The organism is Roseateles chitinivorans (assembly GCF_050632145.1).
GTDB classification, from domain to species: domain Bacteria; phylum Pseudomonadota; class Gammaproteobacteria; order Burkholderiales; family Burkholderiaceae_C; genus Roseateles; species Roseateles chitinivorans_B.
The window spans coordinates 6,198,196-6,221,566 of the sequence record NZ_CP192577.1 but is presented as its reverse complement, the minus strand read 5'-3'; the positions used below and the strand labels follow the sequence as shown (position 1 = coordinate 6,221,566).

Here is a 23,371-nt window from a genome sequence, read left to right as displayed (position 1 = left end):
ATGAGCGCGCGTCGGACCTTCCTGCGGAATTCGAAGGCCGCGATCGGCGCGGTGCTCGTGGCCATCGGGATCGGCACGACGTCGGTCGCAATCGCCGCTGGCGAGCGTGTCGTGCTCGTCGTGCAGAAGAGTGGTCCCCACCGCGCGGTCGACGACGCAGTGGCCAAACGTCTGGGTGAGCGCGGCTTTGCCGTGCAGATCGAGGATCAGAAGGCGTCGCCCACTATCGCTGCGGACGCGGCGCTGGTGGTGCTGTCGTCGACCGTGTCGAGCAAGGACGTCGATCCGGGCTGGCGGCAACTGCCCGTGCCGCTGCTGACCTGGGAGAACGACTTCCTCGACGACCTCGCCATGACGGGCAAGAAGCACGACGTGGACTTCGGCGCGGAGACGAAGGAGCGTTACCTCTGGATCGTCAACGCGCCGCATCCGATGGCGGGCGGGCTGCCCGCGGGCCTGGCCAACGTCTACGTGAAGCAGGCCGGCATGGGCTGGGGCCGGCCGGGCCTCGGCGCGACGACGATCGCGACGATCTATGGCGAGCCGGGCAAGGCGGCGCTCTTCGGCTACGAGCAGGGCGCGACGATGGACTACGAGTCCCTCGCGCCGGCACGCCGCGTCATGGTGTTCCTCGACAACGACACCTTCACCAACCTCTCGCCGAGCGGCCTCGCGCTGTTCGACGCCGCCGTCGATTGGGCGGCGGGGCGTCGTTGATCCGTCCCTGGCCATGGCGCCCCCGATCCGATGACCCCACCCACCGGCACGACCGTGACCCAAGGAAGGCGATGACCACGCGCAAGTTCTGGACCCAGCTGCATTGGCTGCTAGGCATCACGGCAGGGACGATCCTGCTGCTCATCGGCCTGACCGGGGCGACGCTCGCCTTCCGCCAGGAGATCACCGAGCTCATCAATCCCGGCGTGCTGAGGATAGCGGCGCCGTCGTACCGCCCCGCGACACCGGACGTGCTGCTCCAGGGCTTTGCCGCTGCCGAACCGGAGCGGCGCGTCGCCACCCTCACGCTGTACGCGGAACCCGGTCGGACGCCGAAGGCGATCCTGGAGCCCGCGCCGGGAGAACGGCGCGGCGACGTGATCTACCTGAACCCGGTCACCGGCGCGCCGTTGCCGGACGTGACGGGCGCGGAGGTCTTCGAGGTGGCGGAATCGCTGCACCGCTGGCTGCTGCTGCCGCGCGAGCTGGGTCGGGTCGTCACCGGCGTGCTGGCGATCGGGCTGCTGGTGCTTGCACTGTCCGGGCTGTACCTGCGTTGGCCGCGGGACTGGAAGAGCGTCGCGGACTGGTGGCGCATCGACCGCAAGACGCGCGGGCGTGCCTTGCTGCGGCGCCTGCATCTGGTCGTCGGCACGGCCTGCCTGGTGGCCTACGTGCCGGTGACACTGACGGGGATCTTCTGGGCCTTCGACGGCGTGCGGGATCCGGTGAGCGCGTGGCTCGGCGAGCCGCGGCCGCCGCGCGCGCCCGCCAGGCCGATGGCCGGGAAGAACGACGGAGCGAAGGCGGAGAAGACGGCGGAAAGGTCGGCGGAAAAGAAGGCCGACCGGCACGTCCCGATCGACGCCGCGTGGCAGGCCTTCGAGCGCGCGGCGGTGCCGGGCGGATGGAGCGAAGTCATCGTCCGCGTTCCGACGGGCGCGAAGGCACCGATCCTCTTCACCTGGCTGGACACCTCGCCCGCGCATGAACGTGCACGCAACCGAACGACGATCAAGGCGGACAGCGGCGAGGTCGTCAAGGACGAGCGCTACGGCGCCAAGGCCGTCGGCGGACAGGTGCTGGCGGCGATCTATCCGCTGCACATGGGCACGCTGTTCGGACTGCCCGGGCGCATCGCGATGTGCATCGCGGCGCTGATGCTGCCGGCGTTCACGATCACTGGCTGGTGGCTGTACCTGGGTCGCAAGCGGCTCGAACGCGAAGCGGCGGAGAAGCGGCTCAGGAAGGCATCGTCAGCCGGTCTTGCGCAGTCCGCCGGCGGCGCGCAGGCTTGACTCGATCGCGGCGACCGCCGCGCGCAGATCCGGCGAGCGCCTGAGATCGCGGTGATAGACGAGGTAGAGCGGCTGTGACGGTCCGGCCGTCTCCGTCTCGATCCGCACCAGATCGCCGTGCCTGGAGTCGGCCTCGAGCAGGGCCGCCAGTCCCATGCCTTGTCGGGTGGCTTCGACGATCGCCTCGATCGCGCTCGACGTGAACGCATATCGGCGGGCGCCGAGCGAGGCCATCCAGCGCTCATGCGGCAGATGTTTCCACTGCGTGCCGAGCCCGATGAACAGGTGGTCCGCGGCGGCGTCGTTCGTGAGCCGCCGATCGGGCAGGCGCAGCCGCGCGTAGTCGGCCGAGGCGAAGAGCGCGAAGCGGAAGGTCCCCAGGGACTTCTCGACCAGCACGTTCGACGTGGAGCGCACGAGCCTGACGGCGATGTCCGCTTCCCGCTTGGCCACGTCGGCCATCCGGTTCTCGCCGACCAGCTCGATGTCCAGGTGAGGGCGCTCGCGCAGCAGCTCGATCAGTGGTCCCGCCAACGGCGCCGCCATGCCGGTGGGCACGGAGATCCGCAGCTTGCGGATGACGGGCGACGCGTCTCGCCCCAAGGCCTGCAGCTCATGCGCGAACCCTTCGACGAGCTGGATCAGCCGCAGCGCCTCGGCGGTGAGCGTCGTGCCGACCTGGGACCGGAGCACGAGCGTCGCGCCCAGCGCCGCTTCGAGCGCGGCGATGCGCCGGCCGGTCGTCGACGTCGACAAGCCCAGTTGACGGCCGGCCTGAAGCAGGCTGCCGCCGCGGTGAACGGCGAGCAGGACGCGGAGATCGTCCCAGGAGAGGTTGTCCATGGATGGAAAGCAGTTTAGCGGAGGTGCCCGTTCCCGGGCAGCGGCTCCCTCCCTACGATCGCGGCATGAAGATCCTGATCCTGGGTGCCGGACGCATCGGCAGCACGCTCGCATTCCATTTATCGAAGGCCGGTCATGAGGTCACCGTCGTCGCTCGCGGCGAGCGCTTGAGGGCGCTGCAGCGCGACGGCGCGGTGCGAACCGTCGACGACCGGGCCGCGCCCGTGACGGCGGTGGCCGCGCTGGATCCCGGCCTGGCCGTGGACCTCGTCATCGTGACGGTGCCGGAGTACCAGTTCGCGCCGCTGCTGCCCGCCCTGTCGGCCAGCGCCGCTCGCACCGTCCTGCTGATGTTCAACAGCTTCGTGGATCCGGCGGTCTATCGCGAGGCGCTCGGCGGCGAACGCGTGGCGCTGGGCTTCCCCAACATGCTGGCCTTCCTCGAGGACCAGCGTGTGCGCTTCAACGTGGACGGCCCCGGGATGATCGTCACGGTCTCGCGGCCCGACCTGAGGACGCTGTTCGCCGAGGCCGGATTGCGCTGCAAGGTCGAGCTCGACATGCCTGCCTTCCTGCGCAGCCACGTGGCCATGGTGGTGCCGTTGTTCGTGGCCGGACTGTGGACCTGCGAGCGGCCGTCCGCGCTGACCTGGGCGGAGGCCCGCCGGCTTGCCGCAGCCTGGACCGAGGGCTTCGCGCTGGTCCGACGCCTCGGGCATCCGCTGCGTCCTGGCGTGGTCGCCGCGCTGGGCGGATTTCCCCGATGGCTGGCGGTCTTGGGGATGTGGGCCTTCAGCCGGTCCGCCAGCGTGCGGGACGTGGGCAAGTTCGGTCCGGAGGAAACGCGCTGGCTGATCGATCGGATGGTCGAGGCGAATGGCCGGCCGATGCCGCGTCTCATGGGCATCCGGCCCTGAGGGACGACGTGCGGTGCGGGGCGCCCGCCGCCCAAAGCAGGCTTTCGCGCATTGTGGGCGGCCCGTGCGGCGCCTAGAGTGCCTGCACGGCGCGAACGCCGCCTCGAAAAGCCACTCCGGAGAAGCCATTCATGAGGAAGCTGTCTGCACTCGCGTGCTGCGCGTTGCTGGTCGCCGTGCCGGGTCTTGCCCTGGCCAATCCCGCGCTCGCGCAGAAGAAGAACTGCATGGCCTGCCATGCCGTCGACAAGCGGCTGGTGGGGCCGTCGTTCAAGGACATCGCGGCCAAGTACGCGAAGCAGGACGGCGCCGCCGCGGAACTCGCCACGCGCATCGTCAAGGGCAGCTCGGGCCGCTGGGGCCCCGTGCCGATGCCGGCCAATCCGCAGCTGAGCGCCGAGGACGCGCAGGTGCTGTCGACCTGGATCCTGGAGCAGGGAGGCAAGCCATGACCGAGCTGAACGTCAACAACCGCCAGCTGCGCGCGGACGTCGAGGGCGACACGCCGCTGCTGTGGGTGCTGCGCGAGGAGTTGCAGCTCACCGGCACGAAGTACGGCTGCGGCGTCGCGCAGTGCGGCGCCTGCACGGTGCACATGGACGGCGTGGCGCTGCGCTCGTGCGTGATGCCGGTCAGCGCGCTGCCGGCCACCGCGAAGATCGTGACGATCGAGGGTCTGGGGCAGACGCGGCTCAAGGTCGTGCAGGAGGCCTGGGCCGAGCTGGACGTCGCGCAATGCGGCTACTGCCAGCCCGGGATGATCATGGCCGCCGCCGCCCTGATCGCCCAGACACCCGATCCCAGCGATGAGGACATCCGTTCGGGCATCACCAACATCTGCCGCTGCGGGACCTACCCGCGGGTGCTGGCCGCGACGAAGCTGGCCGCCCAACGCCTGCGCGGCGCGGGAGCACAACGATGAGTGCCGCAACCAGGAGTGCCGGAACCAAGAGCGCCGCAGACACGGGCGTCGCCGCGACGGGTGCGACCCGACGCCATTTCCTGAAGGCGACGGGCCTCGCGGCGGGCGGCCTCGCCCTCGAGTTCACGCTGCCGGTGACCAGCGCGGTGGCGCAAGCGCAGACGCCGGCTCAGGCAACGTCGCCGGGCGCGGCGCCGGCCGGCGAAGTGACGGCCTGGCTGCTGATCCATCCCGATGACGCCGTCGTCATCCGCATCGCCCGCGCGGAGATGGGGCAGGGCACCTTGACCGGGCTGGCGCAGCTGGTGGCCGAGGAGCTCGAGTGCGACTGGTCCCAGGTCCGCTTCGAGCTGGTGAAGCCGGGTGCCAATCGCGCCCGGGCCCGCGTGTGGCGCGACATGGGCACGGGCGGCTCGCGCGGCATCCGCGGCTCGCAGGACTACGTGCGCAAGGCCGGCGCGGCCGCGCGATCGATGCTGGTCAGCGCGGCGGCCCAGCAATGGGCCGTTCCCGTCGCCGAATGCACCGTCGACAGCGGCACCATCCGCCATGCGGCCTCCAAGCGCCAGACCACCTTCGGCGCCGTCGCCGCGGCCGCCAACAAGCTGCCGATTCCCGAGGACGTCGCCCTCAAGGATCCGTCGCAGTGGCGCATCGCCGGCAAGCCGCTGAAGCGGCTCGACACCGCCGACAAGCTCAACGGCTCGCTGGTCTACGGCATGGACCTGCACCTGCCCGGGATGATCGTCGCGCTGCCCAAGGCCTGCCCGGTCCACGGCGGCACGCTGGTGAGCTTCGACAAGCAGGCCGTGCTCAAGATGCCGGGCGTGCGTGATGTGATCAAGGTCGATGAGGCGACCGTCGCCGTGCTGGCCGATCGCTTCTGGCAGGCCAGGCGCGCGCTCGACGCCTTGCCCATCGTCTGGGACAAGGGACCGAATGCGTCGGTCAGCAGCGCCTCCATCGCCGCGCTGATCAGCGAGGGCCTGCAGGGCGACACGCCTTTCGTCGGCAATCGCCAGGGCGATGCGAAGGCGCAGCTGCAAGGCGCTTCCCGCGTGGTCGAGGCCGACTACGGCACGCCGTTCCAGAACCACGCGCCGATGGAGCCCTTGTCCGCGACGGTGCAATGGACCACCCAGCGCTGCGATGTCTGGGCACCGACGCAGGTCGCGGAAGCGGCGCTCGCGACGGTCGCCGACGCCGCTGGACTCGACATCGCCGCCTGTGAAGTCCACCCGATGCGCATCGGCGGCAGCTTCGGACGCCGCCTCGCGACGGACTACCTCGCGATGGCGGTGCGCATCGCCAGGCAACGTCCGGGCGTGCCGGTCAAGATGATGTGGACCCGCGAGGAGGACATGCGCCAGGGCCGCTTCCATCCGGTGACGCAATGCCGCCTGCGCGCGACGCTCGATGGCCAGGGCCGCATCGGCGCGCTGCACATGCGCATCGCGGGGCAGTCGATCACCTCCTTCGTCAACCCGAAGGCGATCACCGCCAACGGCGATGCGACGGTGTTCCAGGGGCTGCTGGCGGACTCGCCGGAAGGGCACTTCGGCTACGAGGTGCCGCATCTGCTGATCGACCATGCGATGCGCAACCCGCATGTGCGGCCGGGCTACTGGCGTGGCGTGAACACCAACCAGAACGCGATCTACAGCGAGTGCTTCATCGACGAGCTCGCACACGCCGCCGGCAAGGACCCCTTCGAGTTCCGCAAGTTGCACATGGCGAAGCGGCCCAAGCACCTCGCGGTGCTGCAGGCCGTGGCCGATCGCGCGGGATGGACGAAGCCCGCGGCGAAGGGCGTGTTCCGCGGCATCGCCCAATACATGGGCTTCGGCAGCTACACGGCGGCCGTCGCCGAGGTGTCCGTCAAGGACGGGCAACTGCGCGTGCTGCGCATCGTCGCGGCGACCGACCCCGGCCACGTCGTCAATCCGCAGCAGGTGGAAGCGCAGGTGGCGGGCTCGTTCGTGTACGGGCTGGGCGCCGCACTCTTCGGCGGCAACACCGTGAAGGACGGCGCCATCGCCGAGACCAACTTCGACACCTACGGCGTCATGCGCCTGTACGACATGCCCGCGGTGGAAGTGATCGTCATGCCGTCAGGCGGCTTCTGGGGCGGCGTCGGCGAGCCCACGATCGCGGTGGCCGCGCCAGCGGTGCTGAACGCGGTGTTCGCGGCCACCGGCAAACGGATCCGGCAATTGCCGCTGAAGGACACGGACCTGTCGAAGGCGTGAGAGGAGGGGCCGGGACGGTCCCTTCGTCAGCCTCGACGGAGGACGTCCGCGGAGGCGCCGCGTGCAGAGACCGGACGGAAAATGCGGACATTGACCGATCGGTCCAATACGCCGTAGGATCCGTCCCATGCCACGCGAACGCCGCTTTTCCGAGTCCGAAGTCCTGGAGCGTCTGACCGACGTCTTCGCCACGCACGGCTATGCGAGCACCAGCTTGGCGCTGCTGCAGGAGGCGACCGGGCTGGGCAAGCAAAGCCTGTACAACACCTTCGGCGACAAGCAGGCCATGTACCTGCAGGCGATCGACTGCGCGGCGCAGCGCGCCGCCCACACCGTTGCCGCCGTGCAGGCGGCGCAGACAGGGCGGGCGGCCATCGAGGTGTACTACGACGCGATGGTGTTGAGTTGCAGCAGCGAGAACCCCGTCGACAGGCATTGCATCGTCACCAGCGGCCTGCTGGAAGGGCTGTCGGACGCGCCGCTCGCCTGGGAGCTGACGAGCCGCTGGCAGGCCACGCATGAGCTGCTGCGAAGCGCGGTCGAACGCGGGCAGCGCGACGGATCCATCGTCAGCCCGACGCCGTCGGCGGAACTCGCCGATCTGCTGATCGCGCTCACCGGCGGGCTCCGTGTTTCTGCGCAGGCGGGGCGCAGCCGGGAGCAGATGCAGCGCTCCGTGGCACTCGCGCTGTCGGTGCTCGACATGAGCTGACCGTCCCCCCGCCCTTGATCTTCCCGATGTCGTGCTGATGCCTCCTCCGAGGCACAGCGGAGCCGTTCCTGATTTCCCACCGGCCGCGCGAGCGGCCATTCTTTCCCCCTATTTTGACCGATTGGTCTATTTGGAGTTGATGATGAGCAGATCCCTGGTTGGAAAAATCGCCCTGGTCACCGGCGCGTCGCGCGGCATCGGCGCCGCCATCGCGCAGCGTCTGGCCGCCGACGGCGCGGAGGTGGTGCTGCACTATGGCAGCGGCCGCGACGAGGTGGAAACGGTGGCCGCGGCCGTGCGGGCCGCTGGCGGCACCGCGCATGTGGTGCAGTCGGACCTGTCCGCCATCGACGGCGGACAGCAGCTGGTCGCACGGGTGACGGCGCTGGGACTGCCGCGCATCGACATCCTGGTCAACAACGCCGGCATCGCCGTCTTCGCCGGGCTGGCCGACACCAGCGTCGAGGACTTCGAGCGCCTGGTCAGCGTCAACATGCGCAGCCTGTTCCAGGTCACGAAGGGCGTGGTGCCGGTCATGCCCGACGGCGGCCGCGTCATCAACATCGGCACGGCGGCGACGCGCATCGCCTTCCCGGGCATCACGGCCTACTCGGCGAGCAAGGGCTTCGTGGACGCGTTGAGCCTGCAACTCGCGGCTGAACTCGGCCCGCGCAACATCACGGTCAACGTCGTCGCGCCCGGCGCCATCGAGACCCGCATGGGCGCCTGGATCAACGAGCCGGGCGGCAAGGAGACGCTGGCGCAGGTGCAGGCGCTGCCGGGCGTGGGCAAGCCGGCATTCATCGCCGGCGTGGTCGCGTTCCTGGCGGGCCCGGACGGTGCCTGGACCACCGGACAGATCCTGGACGCGAGCGGCGGCACGAAGCTGTGAGCGACGTGGCGCGCGATGCGGCGCGCCGCGTGTCGGGAAGGGCGGGCGAGGCGCGGAGGCCGCGCCTCGTTGCGCCGCGCGCATGGCTGCGTTGCGGTAGGCAGTCTTGTCCGGGGGCGACCGGGTCAGGACACTGGCAGCGTGCCGTTTCCAGGGAGCCGACGGGGCTCATGGCGACGGCGCCCTCGCCACCACTGGAAGACCCATGCCCGGATTGAACAAGCCCTGGGGCGCGCTGTGCCTGATCGCCGCGTGCCTTGCCTCGACCAGCCTGCCGGCCGCGGTCCACGCCGCGCCGGCCGACAGGACCGCGGTGGGGTCGACACAGCCCTTCAAGGACGCCACCGTGAACGCCCCTTCGCCCGAAGACCAGACCCTCATCCATCAACTGCTCGCGCAGTACACCAGCAGCGTGAACGAGGGCGATGCCAAGCGGTTCGAGTCGCTGCTGCTGGACCTCAACATCCCGTTCTCCGGCGTCTCGAAGGACTTCGGCGCGTCCGCCGGCCTGGCGAGCGTGCAGAACTATCAAGGCTTCAGGCAGGCCCTCTTCGGTTCCGCGAACCGCTACAAGCAGCGGCACTCCAACATCAAGATCGAACAGGTCGGCCTGCTGGCGCAGGTCTCGCTCGACTACGAGACCGCCCTGCAGCAGGAGCCGTACAGCGGCAAGGGCTGGAAGGTGCTGCACCTGCTGAAGGTGGGCGGTCAGTGGAAGATCGCCAGCGAGTTCTACGTCGGGTATCCGAAGTGACACTGCCGGACCTGGTGCCGACCGTGTTGCAATCGCCGTCCGATGACCGCCAGCGAGCCAGCGATGACGCCCTCTGAGACCCAAGCCCTGAAGCAGCGCTGCACCCGCTGGGTGTCGGGCTTTGCGACGCGGTCCTTCGCCGAGGAGCTGGAGACCGTCGCCGCCTGGGCGCGGGCCAACGAGGTGTCCGCCGACATCTATGGCGAAGGCGGTGCCGTCGAGCTGCTGGAGCAGCGCGTCGCCGGTCTCCTGGGAAAGCCGGCGGCCGTCTTCATGCCCAGCGGCGTGATGGCACAGCTGATCGCCTTGCGCCTGCATGCGGACGAGAAACGGCTGCCGCGTTTCGGCATGCATGCGACCTGCCATCTGGCGACGGAGGAGGAGCAGGCCTTCTCGCAGCTGATGAACCTGCACGCGACGGTTCTCGGACAGCCTCATCGGACGCTGACCCGGGGCGATCTGGCGCAGCCTGCGGAGGCGTTGGCCGCCGTGGTGCTCGAACTTCCGGCCCGCGTGATCGGCGGCCAGTCGCCCCCCTGGGACGAGCTGGCGGCGATCAAGGAGTGGGCGGCCACCAGCGGCACGCGTCTCCACCTCGACGGCGCGCGTCTGTGGGAAGCCGCCGCCTGGTACGGCAAGCGCTACGACGAGATCGTGGCCGGCGTCGACACCGTCTACGTGTCGACCTACAAGGGGCTCGGCGGTTTCTCCGGCGCGCTGCTCGCGGGCGAGGCGCGTGTCATGGCCGAAGCGCGCGTGTGGCGGCGGCGCATGGGCGGGACGATCTACCAACTGGCGCCGCTCGCCGCGTCCGCGGCCTGCCGCCTGGACGAGCGCCTGGCGTTGATGCCGCGCCTGTTCGAGCGCACGGTCCAGGTGGTCGAGGCCCTGAGCCAGGTGGCTGGCCTCCGGATCAATCCCGCCGCGCCGCACGCCAACATGTTCCACGTCCACATGGACGGCGATGTGCAGCGCCTGGTGGCGGCCCGGAACGAGATCGCCGACACCGACGGCCTCTGGCTGTTCAACGCTGCGCGCGAGACGGGCTCTCCGGGCCGGGCCGTGTCGGAGATCTACGTCGGCGACAACCTGCTCGCCTTGAGCGACGAGGTGGTCGTGGACGCGTTCCAGCGATTGATCGCGCGCTCGAACCGGGTCTGAGCCGCTCCGCCAAGCGCATCGGAGGGGCCGGATCGAATGAGCCGGATCGAATGGGCCGGATCGGAAAGGCGCGCTGGAAGGGCGCGCCGGACCGCGTAGCATTCCGATCTCCATGAAACGCACTCTTTTCGGCCTCGCGCTCTCGGCGCTGGTCACACTCTTCTTCATCTGGCTCATCACGCTCGGCTTCGGCCAACTGATGGACGCCCTGCGTGGGCTGACGCGTCCGGGCGGCAAGGGTGGCGGCGCCGTCTCCATGCTCGTCGTCGGCCTGGCGGTCTTCGTGCCGCTGCTCATCTACCGCGTGCGCAAGGCGCGGCAGAAGCGGCGCAAGGGCCGCGACGGCGCCGTGTGATCGACCCGTGATCCGATGTCACGTGTCGGCCCGCGACGGCGGACCTTGGGCGGCATGGACGGTTTGTTCACAGCTGGCCCTCGCCGTCAACGTGCCGGACGAATGGCCTTGCGATCGCGGAAGGGCATCCACCGATCCGGGCCGCCTCCGGACTAGAGTGGCGCCTCGTTCGCTGTCTCCGTCGTGATGTCGCTCCCTCTCTTTGCCGATTCCTCCGCCGTCGTCCACCAGTCGCTCAATCGGGCGCTGCTGGCGCAGCTTCAAGCCCAGGCCGATGGTCCCCTCGTGTTCGAGCACTGCGCATTCGACGGGGAGAACCTCGAAGGCATCGAGCTGCGCGGCGCCACCTTCCGGAACTGCACCTTCGTCGGCGCCGTTCTCGTCCGGGCCACGCTGACCGGCACGAGCTGGTGGCGCTGCCGCGCGGCCGGTTCGGCGTTCGAGTTGTCGGACCTGACGGACGCCAAGTTCGACGGGTGCGACCTGAGCAATACCAACTGGCGGCGCGCCAGGTTGTCCGGCGCCGCCTTCGCGGAGGTCAAGCTGACCGGCGCGAAGTTCACCGAGGCGCAGACCCTGGGGCTCACCCTCCGCGAGAGCGTCGCGGTCAATGCCGACCTGCGCGGGCTGTCGTTCCGCAAGCAGACCGTCGTGGGACTGAACCTGTCCGGCGCCGACCTGTCGGGCTGCGACTTCACCGAGGCCGTCCTGGTCGATTGCGATCTGGCGGATGCCAGCCTCAAGAATGCCCGGTTTGCGCGGGCCGACCTGCGCCGGGCGAAGCTGGGATCGATCCAGGTCGGCGACCTGCTGCAGCACTTCAAGGGCAGCATCATGTCCACCGATCAGGCGGCGGCGCTTGTTGCGGGACTGGGCGTCCAGGTCGTCTGAACGAGGACTGCCCGGACCGCGAGGCGCACGGGGCGCGGACCCTTCCCGCCGTTGCGGCGCGCGTCAACGCGGCTGCTTCGTCGACTTGGCCGCCTTGGTCACCTTGGCCGCCTTCGTTTTCACCGGCTTCTTCAGCTTCTTCGCGGGAGCATCGGGCACCTGCTTCACCGATTTCGCCATCGCCTTCGCGGTCGTCGGCGGTGCCCCCGCCGACGCCTGCAGGGTCGACTCGAGCGCGCGCAATGCCGCCGCTGCGGGCGGCGTGGTGGCATCCGCGATTTCACCGGTGGTCCAGGTCGTGGCCAGGGCCGTCAGCGTGGCGTTGCACTTCGCGGCGGCGAGGGTCCTGTAGCCCTGCGCGGTCAGGTGGATCTCGTTCGCCCAGTCATTGCTGATGCCGGTCGTGCCCGGCACCGCGGGCTTGCTGCCGCCGCGCGTGTCCAGCACGAGGAATCCGCCGATGCGCGCCTTCACCTGGTGATCGAGGAAGTCGTGGAACCAGTCCACCAGCACGTGGGCCACCGCGGTCCAGTCGCCTTTCGGAATCCCGGCCATCTCGAACGCCGGCGCCATCCAGGCGTTCGACCCGCCGCCGATCACCGGCGCGAAGCGGGGCGTCATGTAGTCGTAGACATGCGTGATGATGACCATGCCGGCGAAGTTGCCGTCGCGCAGCGCGTCCAGCTTCACATAGGCGTCCATCAACTCTTCGCAGAAATGGGTCCAGCCGGACTGCGACAGATAGCGCGCCACGCCCTGGCTCGGGTCCTGCCATTCGTCCTGCCGGCGCAGGATCCGCTGCGAGAGATCGAAGCCGGGACTGCGACGGATCCAGTCGATCAGGTCGTTGCCGCCGCCCGAGATCATCAGCGCGCGCCAGTGGGGCGTGCCCCTCGCCGTCATGGCCTGATTGAACTTCGAGAACTTCTTCGGGTCGGGCAGATCCCGCAGCAGCTGTCCCGGCATGGCGTAGTTGACGATGCCGACGTCCTTGCCGAAGTCCAGTGCGTTGAACAGGCTTCCCGTCAGCCAGGTCGGGAGTGAGCCGAACGAGCCCCACGAATCGCCGTGCGCGATCACCGGCACGAACTGGTTGAAATCGGTGCGCCCCTGTCTCAGGTCCTCGTTCGAGTACATCTTCGTCGTCATCGTCTGTCTCCTCGGCCCTGGTCGGACCGGGGACGAGTATCGAAACGCGCGGGACCGGCGTCATCCCACATGGAAGGGACGCGCTCGGACACTCCCGACCCCGTCTGCCGTGCGGTGTCCGCCCCGTGCGTGCGGGGCGCTCCCAGAGGGCGGCGCGGCGTATTCCCCATTCGCACCCCCAGGTTGAAGGCAGACCCTGCTTCACTTCTGGCACGCGATATGCAAGATAGGCGGCATGGATGCCTACCGCCTGATCTCGATCCGGATGCGCGCGCTGCTCGCCGTGGCGGCGCTGCTCGGTGCCGGTGCCGCCTCGGCCCAGACCGCCATCGTCATCGGTGGCGCCTTGCGCATGGACAACGACCCCGTCTGGGAGCGCATCGTCCAGGAGGCCGGCGGGCCGGGCAAGGCGCACTTCGCGGTGCTGGCCACGGCCGCGGCCAATCCGGAGTTCTCCGCCAAGCTCATCATCGACGTGCTCAAGAAGCACGGCGCGCAGGGCGAGCACATCCCGGTCGCGCCGCGCCTTGAAGGGGCCGACCTGCAGAAGAACCTCAACGATCCCGAGCTGATCGCCAAGGTGCGCGCGTCCAACGCGGTGTTCTTCTCCGGCGGCGCGCAGGGTTTCATCGTCGACACGCTGCAGCCCGACGGGCGGCGCACCGCGATGCTCGATGCCATCTGGGACGTCTACCGCGGTGGCGGTGTCGTCGCCGGCACCAGCGCGGGCGCGGCCATCATGAGCCGCGTGATGTTCCGCGACGCGCTCAACGTCATGGAAGTCATGCGCGGCACGCTGCGCGAAGGCCACGAGATCGATCGCGGCCTGGGCTTCGTCGGCGACGAGCTGTTCGTCGACCAGCACTTCCTCAAGCGCGGGCGCATCGGCCGCATGCTGCCGCTGATGATGGCCAAGGGCTACCGCTTCGGGCTGGGCGTCGAGGAGAACAGCGCGGCCGTCGTGCACGGCGATCGCATCGATGTCATCGGCGGACGCGGCGCGCTGTTCGTCGACCTGCGCGACGCGCGCAGCGATCCGGCGCTGGGCATGTTCAACGTGCGCGGCGCGCGGATCAGCTACCTCGACAACGGCGACCGCCACGACCTGCGCTCCGGCGTCACGATGCCGGCGCCGAGGAAGACCGCGGCCGGCGCGCCGGTGCCGATCCTTGCCTCGACGTACGGCGGGGGAGGCGCGTCACGCGGACCGGTGGACAGCTTCCAGCCGGACATCCTCGGCGACAACCGCATCGTCCAGGCGATGACCGAACTGCTGAGTTCGCCGGCCGCCGAGGTGCGTGCCATGGCGGCGCGCATCCGGCCCGATGCCAAGGGCGATCGCGACCGCACGGGTTTCGTCTTCCGGCTCTATCGCGGTGCGGACACGCAGGGATGGATTGACGTCGATGGCGACGGGAAGGATGTGACGCTGCTGGATGTGCGGCTGGATATCCGGCCGGTGCGGCTGCCTGATCCGGGTGCGGGTCCGACGACGAACGCGGTGCCGGCCGCGACGATGATCGCGCCTGCGGGTCTGCGCTGATCCCAGCGCGATCCAAGGCCCGGAGTCAGAGAGCGGCGGTGGGGCCGGAATGGGGCTTGGGGGTCCTGGAGGGATCCCCCATGCCCCGTGGAGAGCCCGCGCCTGGCATCGCGGGTGCCAGCGACGTCAAGCGTCGAGCGCCTCGGCGATGAACTGCTTGGAGACCTTCGGCTTGGGCACCCGCACGCTGAACCAGCGCCGCACGTCCTGTTCCAAGCCGATGCCGTGCATGAAGTTGTAGAGCGCCTTCTTGAGCGCATCGCCCATGGCATCGTGGTCCGTGCCGGTCGGGTCGACGAAGCCGACGTCGTTCTTCGCGAACGGCGAGGGCGGCAGCGGCAGCAGTTCGACGCCGAAGGCTTTCGGGTCCTGTCCCACCGGCGAGTGCACCGTGCACGCGAAACGGTGGAAGAACCCGCTCTGGATGCAGCCGTTCTCGAACAGCTGTCGTACGTATTCCAGCGCGTCGACGGTGTCCTGCACCGTCTGCGTCGGGAAGCCGTACATCAGGTAGGCATGGACGAGGATGCCGGACTCGGTGAACGCGCGCGTCACGCGCGCCACCTGCTCGACGGAGACGCCCTTCTGCATCAGCTTCAACAGACGATCCGATGCGACCTCCAGGCCGCCGCTGATCGCGATGCAGCCGCTGTCGGCCAGCAACTGGCAGAGCTCGGGGGTGAAGGTCTTCTCGAAGCGCACGTTCCCCCACCAGCTGATGGAGACGCCGCGGTCGATGAGCTCCTGCGCCAGCGCCTTCAGCACCTTGGGCGGCGCCGCCTCGTCGACGAAGTGGAAGCCGGTCTGGCCCGTCTCCGCGACGATCGCCTCGATGCGGTCGACCAGCGTCTTCGCCGACGCCGCCTCGTAGCGCGAGATGTAGTCCAGCGTGATGTCGCAGAAGCTGCACTTCTTCCAGTAGCAGCCGTGCGCGATGGTCAGCTTGTTCCAGCGGCCGTCGCTCCACAGCCGGTTCATCGGGTTCAGCATGTCCAGCAGCGACAGGTAGTCGTGCAGCGGCAGGCCGTCCCAGGTCGGCGTGCCCACGTCCTCGAAGGGGACGTCGGGCTCGACGAAGTTGATGTAGCGGACCTGGCCCCGTTGCTCGCCCTCGTCCTCGCGGATGAAGCAGCGCACCAGCCGCTGCCGGCTGCGCTTGCCGGCGATGTGGTCCAGCAGCGCCAGCAGCGGACGCTCGCCCGCGTCCAGCGACACGAAGTCGACGTAGTCGAACAGGCGCGGCTCGTTGAGCTCGCGCAGCTCGGTGTTGACGAAGCCGCCGCCGAACAGGATCCTGATGTGCGGCCGTTCGCGCTTGATCGTCTGCCCGATCCGCAGCGCCGCGTAGACCGCGCCGGGGAAGGGCGCCGACAGCAGCACCACGTCCGGCTGTTCCGCGTCGATCGCGGCCAGCGTCAGCTCGCGCAGCAGGTCGTCGACGAGGTTGGGCGGCGCGTTCAGCGCGTCGTGCAGCGGGTCGAAGGTCGGCTGGCTGGTCGCCAGCTGCTCGGCGTAGCGGACGAACTCGAAACGCGGGTCGACCGATTCGCGCAGCACGTCGGCGAGGTCGTTCAGGTAGAGCGTCGCCAGGTGCCGCGCCCGGTCCTGCAGGCCCAGCGCGCCGAAGGCCCAGGCCAGCGGGTCCTCGCCGTCCTCGGCGACATAGACCTCCAGCGTCTGGAAGCGCGCGCCTTCGGGCAGGAAGGTCCGCGTGTTGATGCGGTGCGCCAGCGTCGGGTCGCGTCCCTGCAGGAAGGCGATCGCCGGCGCGATCGTGGCGAAGTAGCGGTCGAAGGACTCGTCGAAGTGGCGCGACGCGATGCCGCGGTCCGGCAGCGGGATCGCGTGCACGGCCTCTCGCACGCGCTTCAGGCCGTCGCGGGAGAACAGCTTGAGCACCAGCGCCAGCGCCAGGTCGCGCTGCGCCGCCTGGAATCCGCGCGAGCGCAGGAACCCCGTCAGGTAGGCGGTGGACGGGTAGGGCGTGTTGAGCTGCGTCATCGGGGGGATGAGCGACAGCACACGCGGGGTGGGCGCAACGGAATTCGCGGCGGGGGCGCGGGGGCGGACATGTCGGAACTGTAGGAGCAAAAAACAAACCCGGCAGAAGCCGGGTTTGTTCGGGACCGCCGGGATCGCGGAGGCGACCCTGGCGATCGGCGTGCGCCAGAAGTGGATTACTTCTTGGCGGCCTTCTTGGCGGGCTTGGCAGCAGCGGCCTTGGGGGCCTTGGCCGGCTTGGCGGCAGCCTTGCGAGCGGCAGCCTTCGGGTCCACGGCGGCCTTGAAGCCGGCGCCCGGGGTGAACTTCGGCAGCTTGGCGGCGGCGATCTTGATCTTGTCGCCGGTGCTGGGGTTCACGCCGGTGCGGGCGGCACGGGCGTGTTGCTTGAAGGCACCAAAGCCAGGGATGGACACAGCGCCACCCTTCTTCACCGTGGACACCACCGCGTCCAGCAGCGTTTCCAGGATGCGGCCAGCTTCGGCCTTGGTCAGTTCGTGCTTGGAAGCCAGGTGTTCGATCAGTTCGGTCTTGTTCATTCGTTTGACTCTGCGGTTAGGGCCCGACTAACGCCGGACGGCGCGTATTGTGCGTGAGAAATCACGCGTGCGTCCCCGGGTTGCCCCGCAAATCATCGATGAAATCGCCTATCCGGGGTCACGTCTTGCGCGATATCAGTGTTCATCGGCGCTTCTAGCGATCCTGTGAGCGCTTGCAACAGAGAAATCGCAGCGCGCCACGGGGGCTTTCCCGACGGCCTTTCGCCGCTGCCATGCCTTGCCCGGCAATACGTCACGCAACAAAACTCATGACACGAGCAGACGGTGGACAAGGTCCGGCGTGCTCGCCGCGCCGTACTTCTTCATCAGCCGTGCGCGGTACACATCGACCGTGCGCGGACTGACGCCGAGCTTGCGGCCGATCAGCTTGCTGGTGAGACCTTCGATGAGGAGCGCGGCGATCTCGCGCTCGCGCGGCGTCAGGTCGGCCTTCAGTTGTCGCGTCGCGGACAGGTCCTCGAAGCTCCAGATGCCGCTGGCATGCGGTTGCGACGGGTCCAGCGCGCGACCGGACACGTGGCACCAGAACAGCTCGCCGGCGCGCGCGCCGCCGACGCGCTTCATCACGCGTTCGTCGGCGTAGTAGCCGGCGGCATCGAGGCTCGCGACGATGCGCTCGCCGGTGCGCTCGAACTCGACGGGGCTCGGATACAGCAGCGCGAAGCTGTGGCCGATCAGCTGCTCGCGCTCCGCGCCGAAGATCTCCAGCACCAGCCGGTTGCAGTCCTTGATCAGGCGGTGCTCGGAAATCACCAGCCCGATCGGGGCCTGGTCGAAGGCGATGCGGTAGTCGAGGCTCATGGGGAAATTGATGGCCGGGTCACAGCAACGCGTAGGTCGTGGTCGACTGCACCGCGAGCCGGCCCTGCTCGTCGAACAGGTCGATCTGCCCGAACGCCAGGTTCTTGCCGCGTCGCAGCAGGCGAGCCTCGATCGTGCAGCGCGTCCCCGACACCGGGCGCAGGAAGGTCGATTGCAGCTGGACGGTCGTCATCGGGCGGAACTCGCCCAGCTCGCGCATCATCAACAGGACCATCGCCGTGTCGGCCGCGGCCATCGAGGCCTGCCCGCACATCACGCCGCCGACGTGGACCAGGTCCGCCGCGACCGGCATCGTCAATCGCAGCAGGCCGTCTTCCGCGTGGACGGGATCCAGGCCGAGTGCGACGATCCAGGGCGCGAAGATCTTCGGGATCTGTCCGCGCAGTTCGTCGAGGGACATTGCGTCCAGGGACCGGGCGTCCGGGGGAGGGTCATCGGGCTTCCTTCGGGTGGCACGGTGGCGCGGTGGCGGGACGGCTGCATGGGCGCAGTTAATCAATTCTACGTAGCGCTTACGTAATGCCTTACGTAGTAGATTGGCCGACCAAGTTCTGGAAACCCGTGATTCAACGGCAAGCAGGAGACATCGGATGAACAAGCTTTTCCCCAGCGCCCAGGCGGCGTTGGACGGCATCGTGGCGGACGGCCAGTTGCTGGCGGTCGGCGGCTTCGGCCTGTGCGGCATCCCGGAGGCGCTGATTGCGGCGCTGCGCGACAGCGGCGCCAAGGGCCTGACCGTCATCAGCAACAACGCGGGCGTGGACGGCTTCGGCCTGGGCCAGCTGCTCGAGACGCGGCAGATCAGGAAGATGATCTCCAGCTACGTCGGCGAGAACAAGGAGTTCGAGCGCCAGTACTTGGCCAACGAGCTTGAACTCGAATTCACGCCGCAGGGCACGCTGGCCGAGAAGCTGCGCGCCGGCGGTGCCGGCATCCCGGCCTTCTTCACGCGCACCGGCGTCGGCACGCTGGTGGCCGAGGGCAAGGAACTCCGCGAGTTCGACGGTCATCAGTACGTGATGGAGCGCGCGCTCAATCCGGACGTCGCGCTGGTCAAGGCGCACATCGCCGACAAGAGCGGCAACCTGATCTTCCGGCGCACCGCGCGCAACTTCAATCCGGCCTGCGCGATGGCCGGCAAGGTCACGGTGGTGGAGGTGGAGCAGGTCGTCGAGGTCGGCGAGCTCGATCCCGACAGCATCCATCTGCCCGGGATCTACGTGCACCGCATCGTGCACAACCCGAATCCCGAGAAGCGCATCGAGAAGCGCACCATCCGCCCCGCTGCCTGAGGAGAGAAGACATGCCCTGGACCCAAGACCAGATGGCGGCACGCGCCGCGCAGGAACTGGAAGACGGCTTCTATGTGAACCTCGGCATCGGCATTCCGACGCTGGTGGCCAACTTCGTGCCGGCCGACAAGGAGGTGTGGCTGCAGAGCGAGAACGGCATGCTCGGCATCGGCCCGTTCCCGACCGACGACGAGGTCGACGCGGACCTGATCAACGCCGGCAAGCAGACGGTGACGACGATTCCCGGCTCCTCGATCTTCGGCAGCCACGACAGCTTCGCGATGATCCGCGGCGGCAAGATCAACCTCAGCATCCTGGGAGCGATGCAGGTCAGCGAGCGCGGTGACCTGGCGAACTGGATGATCCCCGGCAAGATGGTGAAGGGGATGGGCGGCGCGATGGACCTGGTCGCCGGCGTCAAGCGCGTGATCGTGCTGATGGAACACGTCGCCCGCAAGAAGGACGGCACCGAGGATCTGAAGATCATCCCGTCCTGCACCTTGCCGCTGACCGGTGTCGGTGTGGTTAACCGGATCATCACGGACCTGGCGGTGATGGACGTGACGCCGGAAGGACTGAAGCTGGTCGAACTCGCCCCGGAAGTGACCCGCGAGTTCGTGCAGGGCAAGACGGGCGTGACGCTGGTCTGAGCAAGACCTGGCCCCACGGGTGGCAAGACCTGCCACTCGTACTCCCCAGGCCCGCGGGCAGCGAGCGCGTGTGGGGCCCTCAACCCCGCCCTCTCCCGCAAGCGGGAGAGGGCGCAAGAAGTCTCCGGGCACCCCACGTGCCACGCGCGGGCGATTTATTTCCGGATCGTTTCTCGCGCTTATCCGAGCCGGACAAGTTCGGTGCGTGAATAAGTCACGCCGCAACAGCCTGTTGCCACGCCTTTCACAAGTTGTACGAATGACGGTGTATTGAACGGCGGCCCTCGCCACCATCCCGCATCCGCTGCTACGAGCCGATGCCGAGATGACCGCTGCCGCCCTGACCCCCTTCGCTCCGACTGCACTGCCCGATGACGACCGCGTCGTCGGTGACGCCACCCCCATCGGCACGCCCGCGGCATTGGCGGCAGCCGCCGCGGCGGCGCTGCTCGCGGCCTGCGGCGGCGGTGGCGGCAGCGACGATGCGTCCGCCGGCCCGGACAGCAATCCCCAGAACAACGTCCCCACGACCGAGCCCGAGGCGGCCCGTTTCCTCGGCCAGGCCGGTTTCGCCGCGAGCGCGGCGGACCTGACCAGCGTCAAGACCTCCGGTTTCTCGCGCTGGCTCGACCAGCAGTTCGACGCCCCCGTACCAAGAGCCATTACGACTGGCTCGTGGACAAGGGCCGGGGCGCCGAGGCCAACCGCTACAGCCTGGACGGCGTCGACGCGACGCTGTGGCGCAAGCTGATCTCCTCGCCCGACCAGCTGCGCCAGCGCGTGGTCCTGGCCTTGTCGGAGATCTTCGTCGTCTCGATGAACGGCCTGCCGATCGCGTGGCCGCAGTTCGCGACCGCCGGCTACGTCGACATGCTGGAGGAGCGTTGCTTCGGCAGCTTCCGCGCGCTGATCGAGGGCGTGACGCTGTCCCCGGCGATGGGCGTCTACCTGGCCATGCGCGGCAACCGCAAGGAAGACCTGAAGAGCGGCCGTCAGCCCGACGAGAACTATGCCCGCGAGGTGATGCAGCTGTTCACGATCGGCCTGAACCAGCTCAACGCCGACGGCACGCCCAAGATGGTCGGCGGCAAGACCGTCGACACCTACACGCTGCAGCAGATCACCGACCTGGCGCGCGTGTTCACCGGCTGGGACTTCGACGTCGACTCCTCCGACGTGGACGGCCTCGACTTCAGCTACATGAAGCGCCCGATGCGGCAGAACGCCTCGCGTTTCTCCACCGGCGAGAAGAAGGTGCTGGACACCGTGATCCCCGCGACGGCCGACGGTGCCGCCGCGATGAAGGTCGCGCTGGACACGCTGGCCGCGCATCCCAACGTCGGTCCGTTCATCGGCCGGCAACTGATCCAGCGCCTGGTGGCCTCGAACCCGAGCCCCGCCTACGTGCAACGCGTCGCCGCCGTCTTCGACAACAACGGCAAGGGCGTGCGCGGCGACATGCGCGCCGTGATCAAGGCGATCCTGCTCGACACCGAAGCCCGCACGCGTTCGACCGCGCCCGGCGGCGGCAAGCTGCGCGAGCCGGTGCAGCGCATGATCCAGTGGGCGCGCACCGTGGGCTTGAGCTCGCCCGGCGACCTCTGGGCCGTCGGCGACACCAGCAATCCTTCCTCGCGCCTGGGCCAGAGCCCGATGCGCAGCGGCTCGGTCTTCAACTTCTTCCGGCCCGGGTATGTGCCGCCCAACTCGCAGCTGGGCACCAACAACGTGACCGCGCCCGAGTTCCAGCTCTGCAACGAGAGCACCGTCGCCGGCTACCTGAACTACATGCAGGGCCTGGTCGGCAACGGCGTCGGCGACATGAAGCCCGACTACACCGCCGATCTCGCGCTGGTCGCCGACGCGCCCGCGCTGGTGCGTCGCCAGGCGCTGCTGATGGGCGGCGGCGACATCTCGGAGGCCACGATCACGACGATCGCCACGGCCGTCGCCACGATCAAGGCCGACACCGACACCAACAAGCTGAACCGCGTCAAGGCCTCCTGGCTGATGATGCTGGCGGCGCCCGAATACCAGGTCCAGAAATAACCAGCCGAGCGGAGTGCCGACCATGACCCACATCTCGAAGCTTCCCTCGCTGCGCCGTCGCGAATTCCTCAAGCGCGCCTCGGCGGTGTCCATCGCCGGTACCGCCGCCCCCTGGGCGCTGCAGCTGGCCGCCATCGGCGAGGCCGCCGCGGCCGTCGCGCCGAACGACTACAAGGCCATCGTCTGCCTGTTCATGTACGGCGGCAACGACTACGGCAACACCGTGATCCCGTACGACACGGCGAACTACCAGGCCTACGCGAACATCCGCCAGGCGCTGGCGATCCCGCGCGACCAGCTCGCCGCCACGGCGCTGACGCCGTCCCTCGCGCTGCCCGACAGCCGGCAGCTGGCGCTCGCGCCGACGATGAACCGGCTCAAGCCGGTCTTCGACGCGGGCCGGCTCGCGGTGATGCTCAACATCGGTCCGCTGATGCAGCCGACGACGCTGGCGCAGTACAAGGCCGGCAACGTGCCGCTGCCGCCCAAGCTGTTCTCCCACAACGACCAGTCCAGCCTCTGGCAGTCGTCGCGGCCCGAAGGCGCGACCTCGGGCTGGGGCGGGCGCCTGGCCGACCAGTTCCTGGCCAGCAACGGCAACGCGACCTTCAGCTGCATCAACGTCTCCGGCAATGCCGTGTTCATGTCGGGCGGCCAGGCGGTGCAATATCAGATGAGCAGCACCGGCGCCGTCGCCATCAACGGCGCGAACCGCTCGCTGTTCGGCTCCGCCGCCTGCGCGGAAGCGCTGCGCGGCATGATCACCGGCGAGCGTCAGCACTGGATGGAGCAGGAGCTGAACCGCGTCACCGCGCGCTCCGTCAATGCGCAGGGCACCATCACCACCGCGCTGTCCACCGCCACGCTGCAGACGCCGTTCGAGACCAACGGCAACAACCTGGCCCAGCAGCTGCAGACCGTGGCGCGCCTGATCGGCGCCCGCGCCTCGCTGGGCGTGAAGCGGCAGGTGTACTTCGTCTCGATCGGCGGCTTCGACCTGCACGACAACCTGATGTCGCAGCAGCCGGTGCTGCTGGGCAACGTCAGCAGCGCGATGGCCAGTTTCGACGCGGCGCTCGTCGAGCTCGGCGTCGCCCAGAACGTCACGACCTTCACCGCCTCCGACTTCGGCCGCACGCTGAGTTCCAACGGCGACGGATCCGACCACGGCTGGGGCAGCCATCACTTCGTGATGGGCGGCGCGGTGAAGGGCGGGCGCTTCTACGGCACGGCGCCGACGGTCGCCGTCAGCGGTCCTGACGACGTCGGCCAGGGGCGCCTGCTGCCGACCACCTCGGTCGACCAGTTGGCCGCCTCGCTGGCGCTGTGGATGGGCGTGCCGGTGACCGACCTGCCGGGGATCCTGCCGGGCATCGTGAACTTCAACCAGAAAGACCTCGGGCTCTTTGCGGCCTGATTTCGAACATCCCGCCGGCGATCGTTGGAACTGGCGGGTTTGTCCCCGCCAATTACATCGCGCGACGTCGGCGGAAGGGGGATGAGGACGCGTGTCGAACGCGTCGGCCTGGCCTTGGGGCTCAGGTCGTGAGAACCCGCACGGGTCGCTCGCCGAAGCCGGGAAAAATACCGGTCG

24 protein-coding genes are annotated in these 23,371 nt (G+C 68.9%); 18 read left to right on the top strand and 6 right to left on the bottom strand.

From position 1 onward, the window contains the following. Together ACQ86G_RS28565 and ACQ86G_RS28560 are read left to right on the top strand one after the other, a co-directional pair. Positions 1-717 (top strand): hypothetical protein, encoded by a 717-nt coding sequence (locus tag ACQ86G_RS28565; protein WP_431258418.1) that lies wholly within the window; start codon positions 1-3, stop codon positions 715-717. Between the two features lie 71 nt (positions 718-788). Further along, complete coding sequence (locus tag ACQ86G_RS28560; RefSeq protein ID WP_431258417.1) at positions 789-2,015, top strand: PepSY-associated TM helix domain-containing protein; 1,227 nt, start codon at positions 789-791, stop codon at positions 2,013-2,015. Here ACQ86G_RS28560 and ACQ86G_RS28555 read toward each other — a convergent pair. Continuing rightward, entirely contained in the window at positions 1,974-2,858 is an 885-nt protein-coding gene (locus tag ACQ86G_RS28555) for a LysR family transcriptional regulator (RefSeq protein WP_431258416.1), read from the bottom strand. The two genes, ACQ86G_RS28560 and ACQ86G_RS28555, sit on opposite strands and share 42 nt — an antisense overlap. Before the next feature lie 65 nt (positions 2,859-2,923). Here ACQ86G_RS28555 and ACQ86G_RS28550 point away from each other — a divergent pair, with 65 nt between their 5' ends. The 10 genes from ACQ86G_RS28550 to ACQ86G_RS28505 all read left to right on the top strand — a co-directional run bounded on the left by ACQ86G_RS28550 (position 2,924) and on the right by ACQ86G_RS28505 (position 11,711). Beyond that, positions 2,924-3,775, top strand: a complete 852-nt coding sequence (locus tag ACQ86G_RS28550) for a ketopantoate reductase family protein (RefSeq protein ID WP_431258415.1) — start codon at positions 2,924-2,926, stop codon at positions 3,773-3,775. A 131-nt stretch (positions 3,776-3,906) separates the two neighbouring features. Then, positions 3,907-4,227, top strand: coding sequence for a c-type cytochrome (locus ACQ86G_RS28545; RefSeq protein WP_431258414.1), 321 nt, complete (start codon positions 3,907-3,909; stop codon positions 4,225-4,227). Next, entirely contained in the window at positions 4,224-4,697 is a 474-nt protein-coding gene (locus ACQ86G_RS28540) for a (2Fe-2S)-binding protein (protein WP_431258413.1), read from the top strand. The genes ACQ86G_RS28545 and ACQ86G_RS28540 overlap by 4 nt, the downstream gene beginning before the upstream one ends. Further along, positions 4,694-6,946 (top strand): molybdopterin cofactor-binding domain-containing protein, encoded by a 2,253-nt coding sequence (locus ACQ86G_RS28535; RefSeq protein ID WP_431258412.1) that lies wholly within the window; start codon positions 4,694-4,696, stop codon positions 6,944-6,946. Before ACQ86G_RS28540 ends, ACQ86G_RS28535 begins: the two co-directional genes overlap by 4 nt. 127 nt (positions 6,947-7,073) lie before the next feature. Beyond that, positions 7,074-7,658 carry a TetR/AcrR family transcriptional regulator gene (locus ACQ86G_RS28530; RefSeq protein ID WP_431258411.1) on the top strand — a complete coding sequence of 195 codons (585 nt, stop codon included), beginning with the start codon at positions 7,074-7,076 and terminating at the stop codon, positions 7,656-7,658. Positions 7,659-7,800: 142 nt separating this feature from the next. Then, the gene (locus ACQ86G_RS28525; protein WP_431258410.1) at positions 7,801-8,550 is read left to right on the top strand and encodes an SDR family NAD(P)-dependent oxidoreductase; all 750 of its coding nucleotides are present in this window, start codon (positions 7,801-7,803) and stop codon (positions 8,548-8,550) included. 205 nt (positions 8,551-8,755) lie between these two features. Then, positions 8,756-9,304, top strand: coding sequence for a nuclear transport factor 2 family protein (locus ACQ86G_RS28520; protein WP_431258409.1), 549 nt, complete (start codon positions 8,756-8,758; stop codon positions 9,302-9,304). A 63-nt stretch (positions 9,305-9,367) separates the two neighbouring features. Next, complete coding sequence (locus ACQ86G_RS28515) at positions 9,368-10,465, top strand: threonine aldolase family protein (protein WP_431258408.1); 1,098 nt, start codon at positions 9,368-9,370, stop codon at positions 10,463-10,465. 112 nt (positions 10,466-10,577) lie between these two features. After that, positions 10,578-10,820 carry a hypothetical protein gene (locus tag ACQ86G_RS28510; RefSeq protein WP_431258407.1) on the top strand — a complete coding sequence of 81 codons (243 nt, stop codon included), beginning with the start codon at positions 10,578-10,580 and terminating at the stop codon, positions 10,818-10,820. A gap of 186 nt (positions 10,821-11,006) precedes the next feature. Next, positions 11,007-11,711, top strand: coding sequence for a pentapeptide repeat-containing protein (locus tag ACQ86G_RS28505; RefSeq protein WP_431258406.1), 705 nt, complete (start codon positions 11,007-11,009; stop codon positions 11,709-11,711). A 63-nt stretch (positions 11,712-11,774) separates the two neighbouring features. On the opposite strand, the gene ACQ86G_RS28500 is transcribed toward ACQ86G_RS28505, so the two are convergent. Further along, a complete protein-coding gene (locus ACQ86G_RS28500; RefSeq protein WP_431258405.1) occupies positions 11,775-12,860 on the bottom strand; it encodes a hypothetical protein in 1,086 nt (361 codons plus the stop codon). A gap of 235 nt (positions 12,861-13,095) precedes the next feature. Between ACQ86G_RS28500 and ACQ86G_RS28495 the strand changes: the two genes are divergently transcribed. Beyond that, entirely contained in the window at positions 13,096-14,403 is a 1,308-nt protein-coding gene (locus ACQ86G_RS28495; RefSeq protein WP_431258404.1) for a cyanophycinase, read from the top strand. Between the two features lie 126 nt (positions 14,404-14,529). On the opposite strand, the gene ACQ86G_RS28490 is transcribed toward ACQ86G_RS28495, so the two are convergent. The 4 genes from ACQ86G_RS28490 to ACQ86G_RS28475 form a co-directional block, all read right to left on the bottom strand. Then, positions 14,530-16,404: a B12-binding domain-containing radical SAM protein gene (locus ACQ86G_RS28490; RefSeq protein ID WP_431258403.1), complete on the bottom strand. Its 1,875-nt coding sequence runs from the start codon at positions 16,402-16,404 to the stop codon at positions 14,530-14,532. Positions 16,405-16,580: 176 nt separating this feature from the next. Next, positions 16,581-16,943 carry an HU family DNA-binding protein gene (locus ACQ86G_RS28485; RefSeq protein WP_067269564.1) on the bottom strand — a complete coding sequence of 121 codons (363 nt, stop codon included), beginning with the start codon at positions 16,941-16,943 and terminating at the stop codon, positions 16,581-16,583. Between the two features lie 267 nt (positions 16,944-17,210). Continuing rightward, entirely contained in the window at positions 17,211-17,765 is a 555-nt protein-coding gene (locus ACQ86G_RS28480; RefSeq protein ID WP_088405274.1) for a PAS and helix-turn-helix domain-containing protein, read from the bottom strand. A gap of 19 nt (positions 17,766-17,784) precedes the next feature. Next, a complete protein-coding gene (locus tag ACQ86G_RS28475; protein WP_431258402.1) occupies positions 17,785-18,186 on the bottom strand; it encodes a PaaI family thioesterase in 402 nt (133 codons plus the stop codon). A 190-nt stretch (positions 18,187-18,376) separates the two neighbouring features. On the opposite strand from ACQ86G_RS28475, the gene ACQ86G_RS28470 reads away from it, so the two are divergent. The 5 genes from ACQ86G_RS28470 (at position 18,377) to ACQ86G_RS28450 (ending at position 23,194) form a co-directional block, all read left to right on the top strand. Further along, positions 18,377-19,078, top strand: coding sequence for a CoA transferase subunit A (locus ACQ86G_RS28470; RefSeq protein ID WP_431258401.1), 702 nt, complete (start codon positions 18,377-18,379; stop codon positions 19,076-19,078). 11 nt (positions 19,079-19,089) lie between these two features. Beyond that, complete coding sequence (locus ACQ86G_RS28465) at positions 19,090-19,728, top strand: 3-oxoacid CoA-transferase subunit B (RefSeq protein WP_431258400.1); 639 nt, start codon at positions 19,090-19,092, stop codon at positions 19,726-19,728. Between the two features lie 325 nt (positions 19,729-20,053). Beyond that, positions 20,054-20,479, top strand: a complete 426-nt coding sequence (locus tag ACQ86G_RS28460; RefSeq protein WP_431258399.1) for a hypothetical protein — start codon at positions 20,054-20,056, stop codon at positions 20,477-20,479. Beyond that, positions 20,404-21,777 (top strand): DUF1800 domain-containing protein, encoded by a 1,374-nt coding sequence (locus tag ACQ86G_RS28455; protein ID WP_431258398.1) that lies wholly within the window; start codon positions 20,404-20,406, stop codon positions 21,775-21,777. The genes ACQ86G_RS28460 and ACQ86G_RS28455 overlap by 76 nt, the downstream gene beginning before the upstream one ends. A gap of 22 nt (positions 21,778-21,799) precedes the next feature. Beyond that, a complete protein-coding gene (locus tag ACQ86G_RS28450; protein WP_431258397.1) occupies positions 21,800-23,194 on the top strand; it encodes a DUF1501 domain-containing protein in 1,395 nt (464 codons plus the stop codon). Positions 23,195-23,371 lie beyond the last annotated feature (177 nt).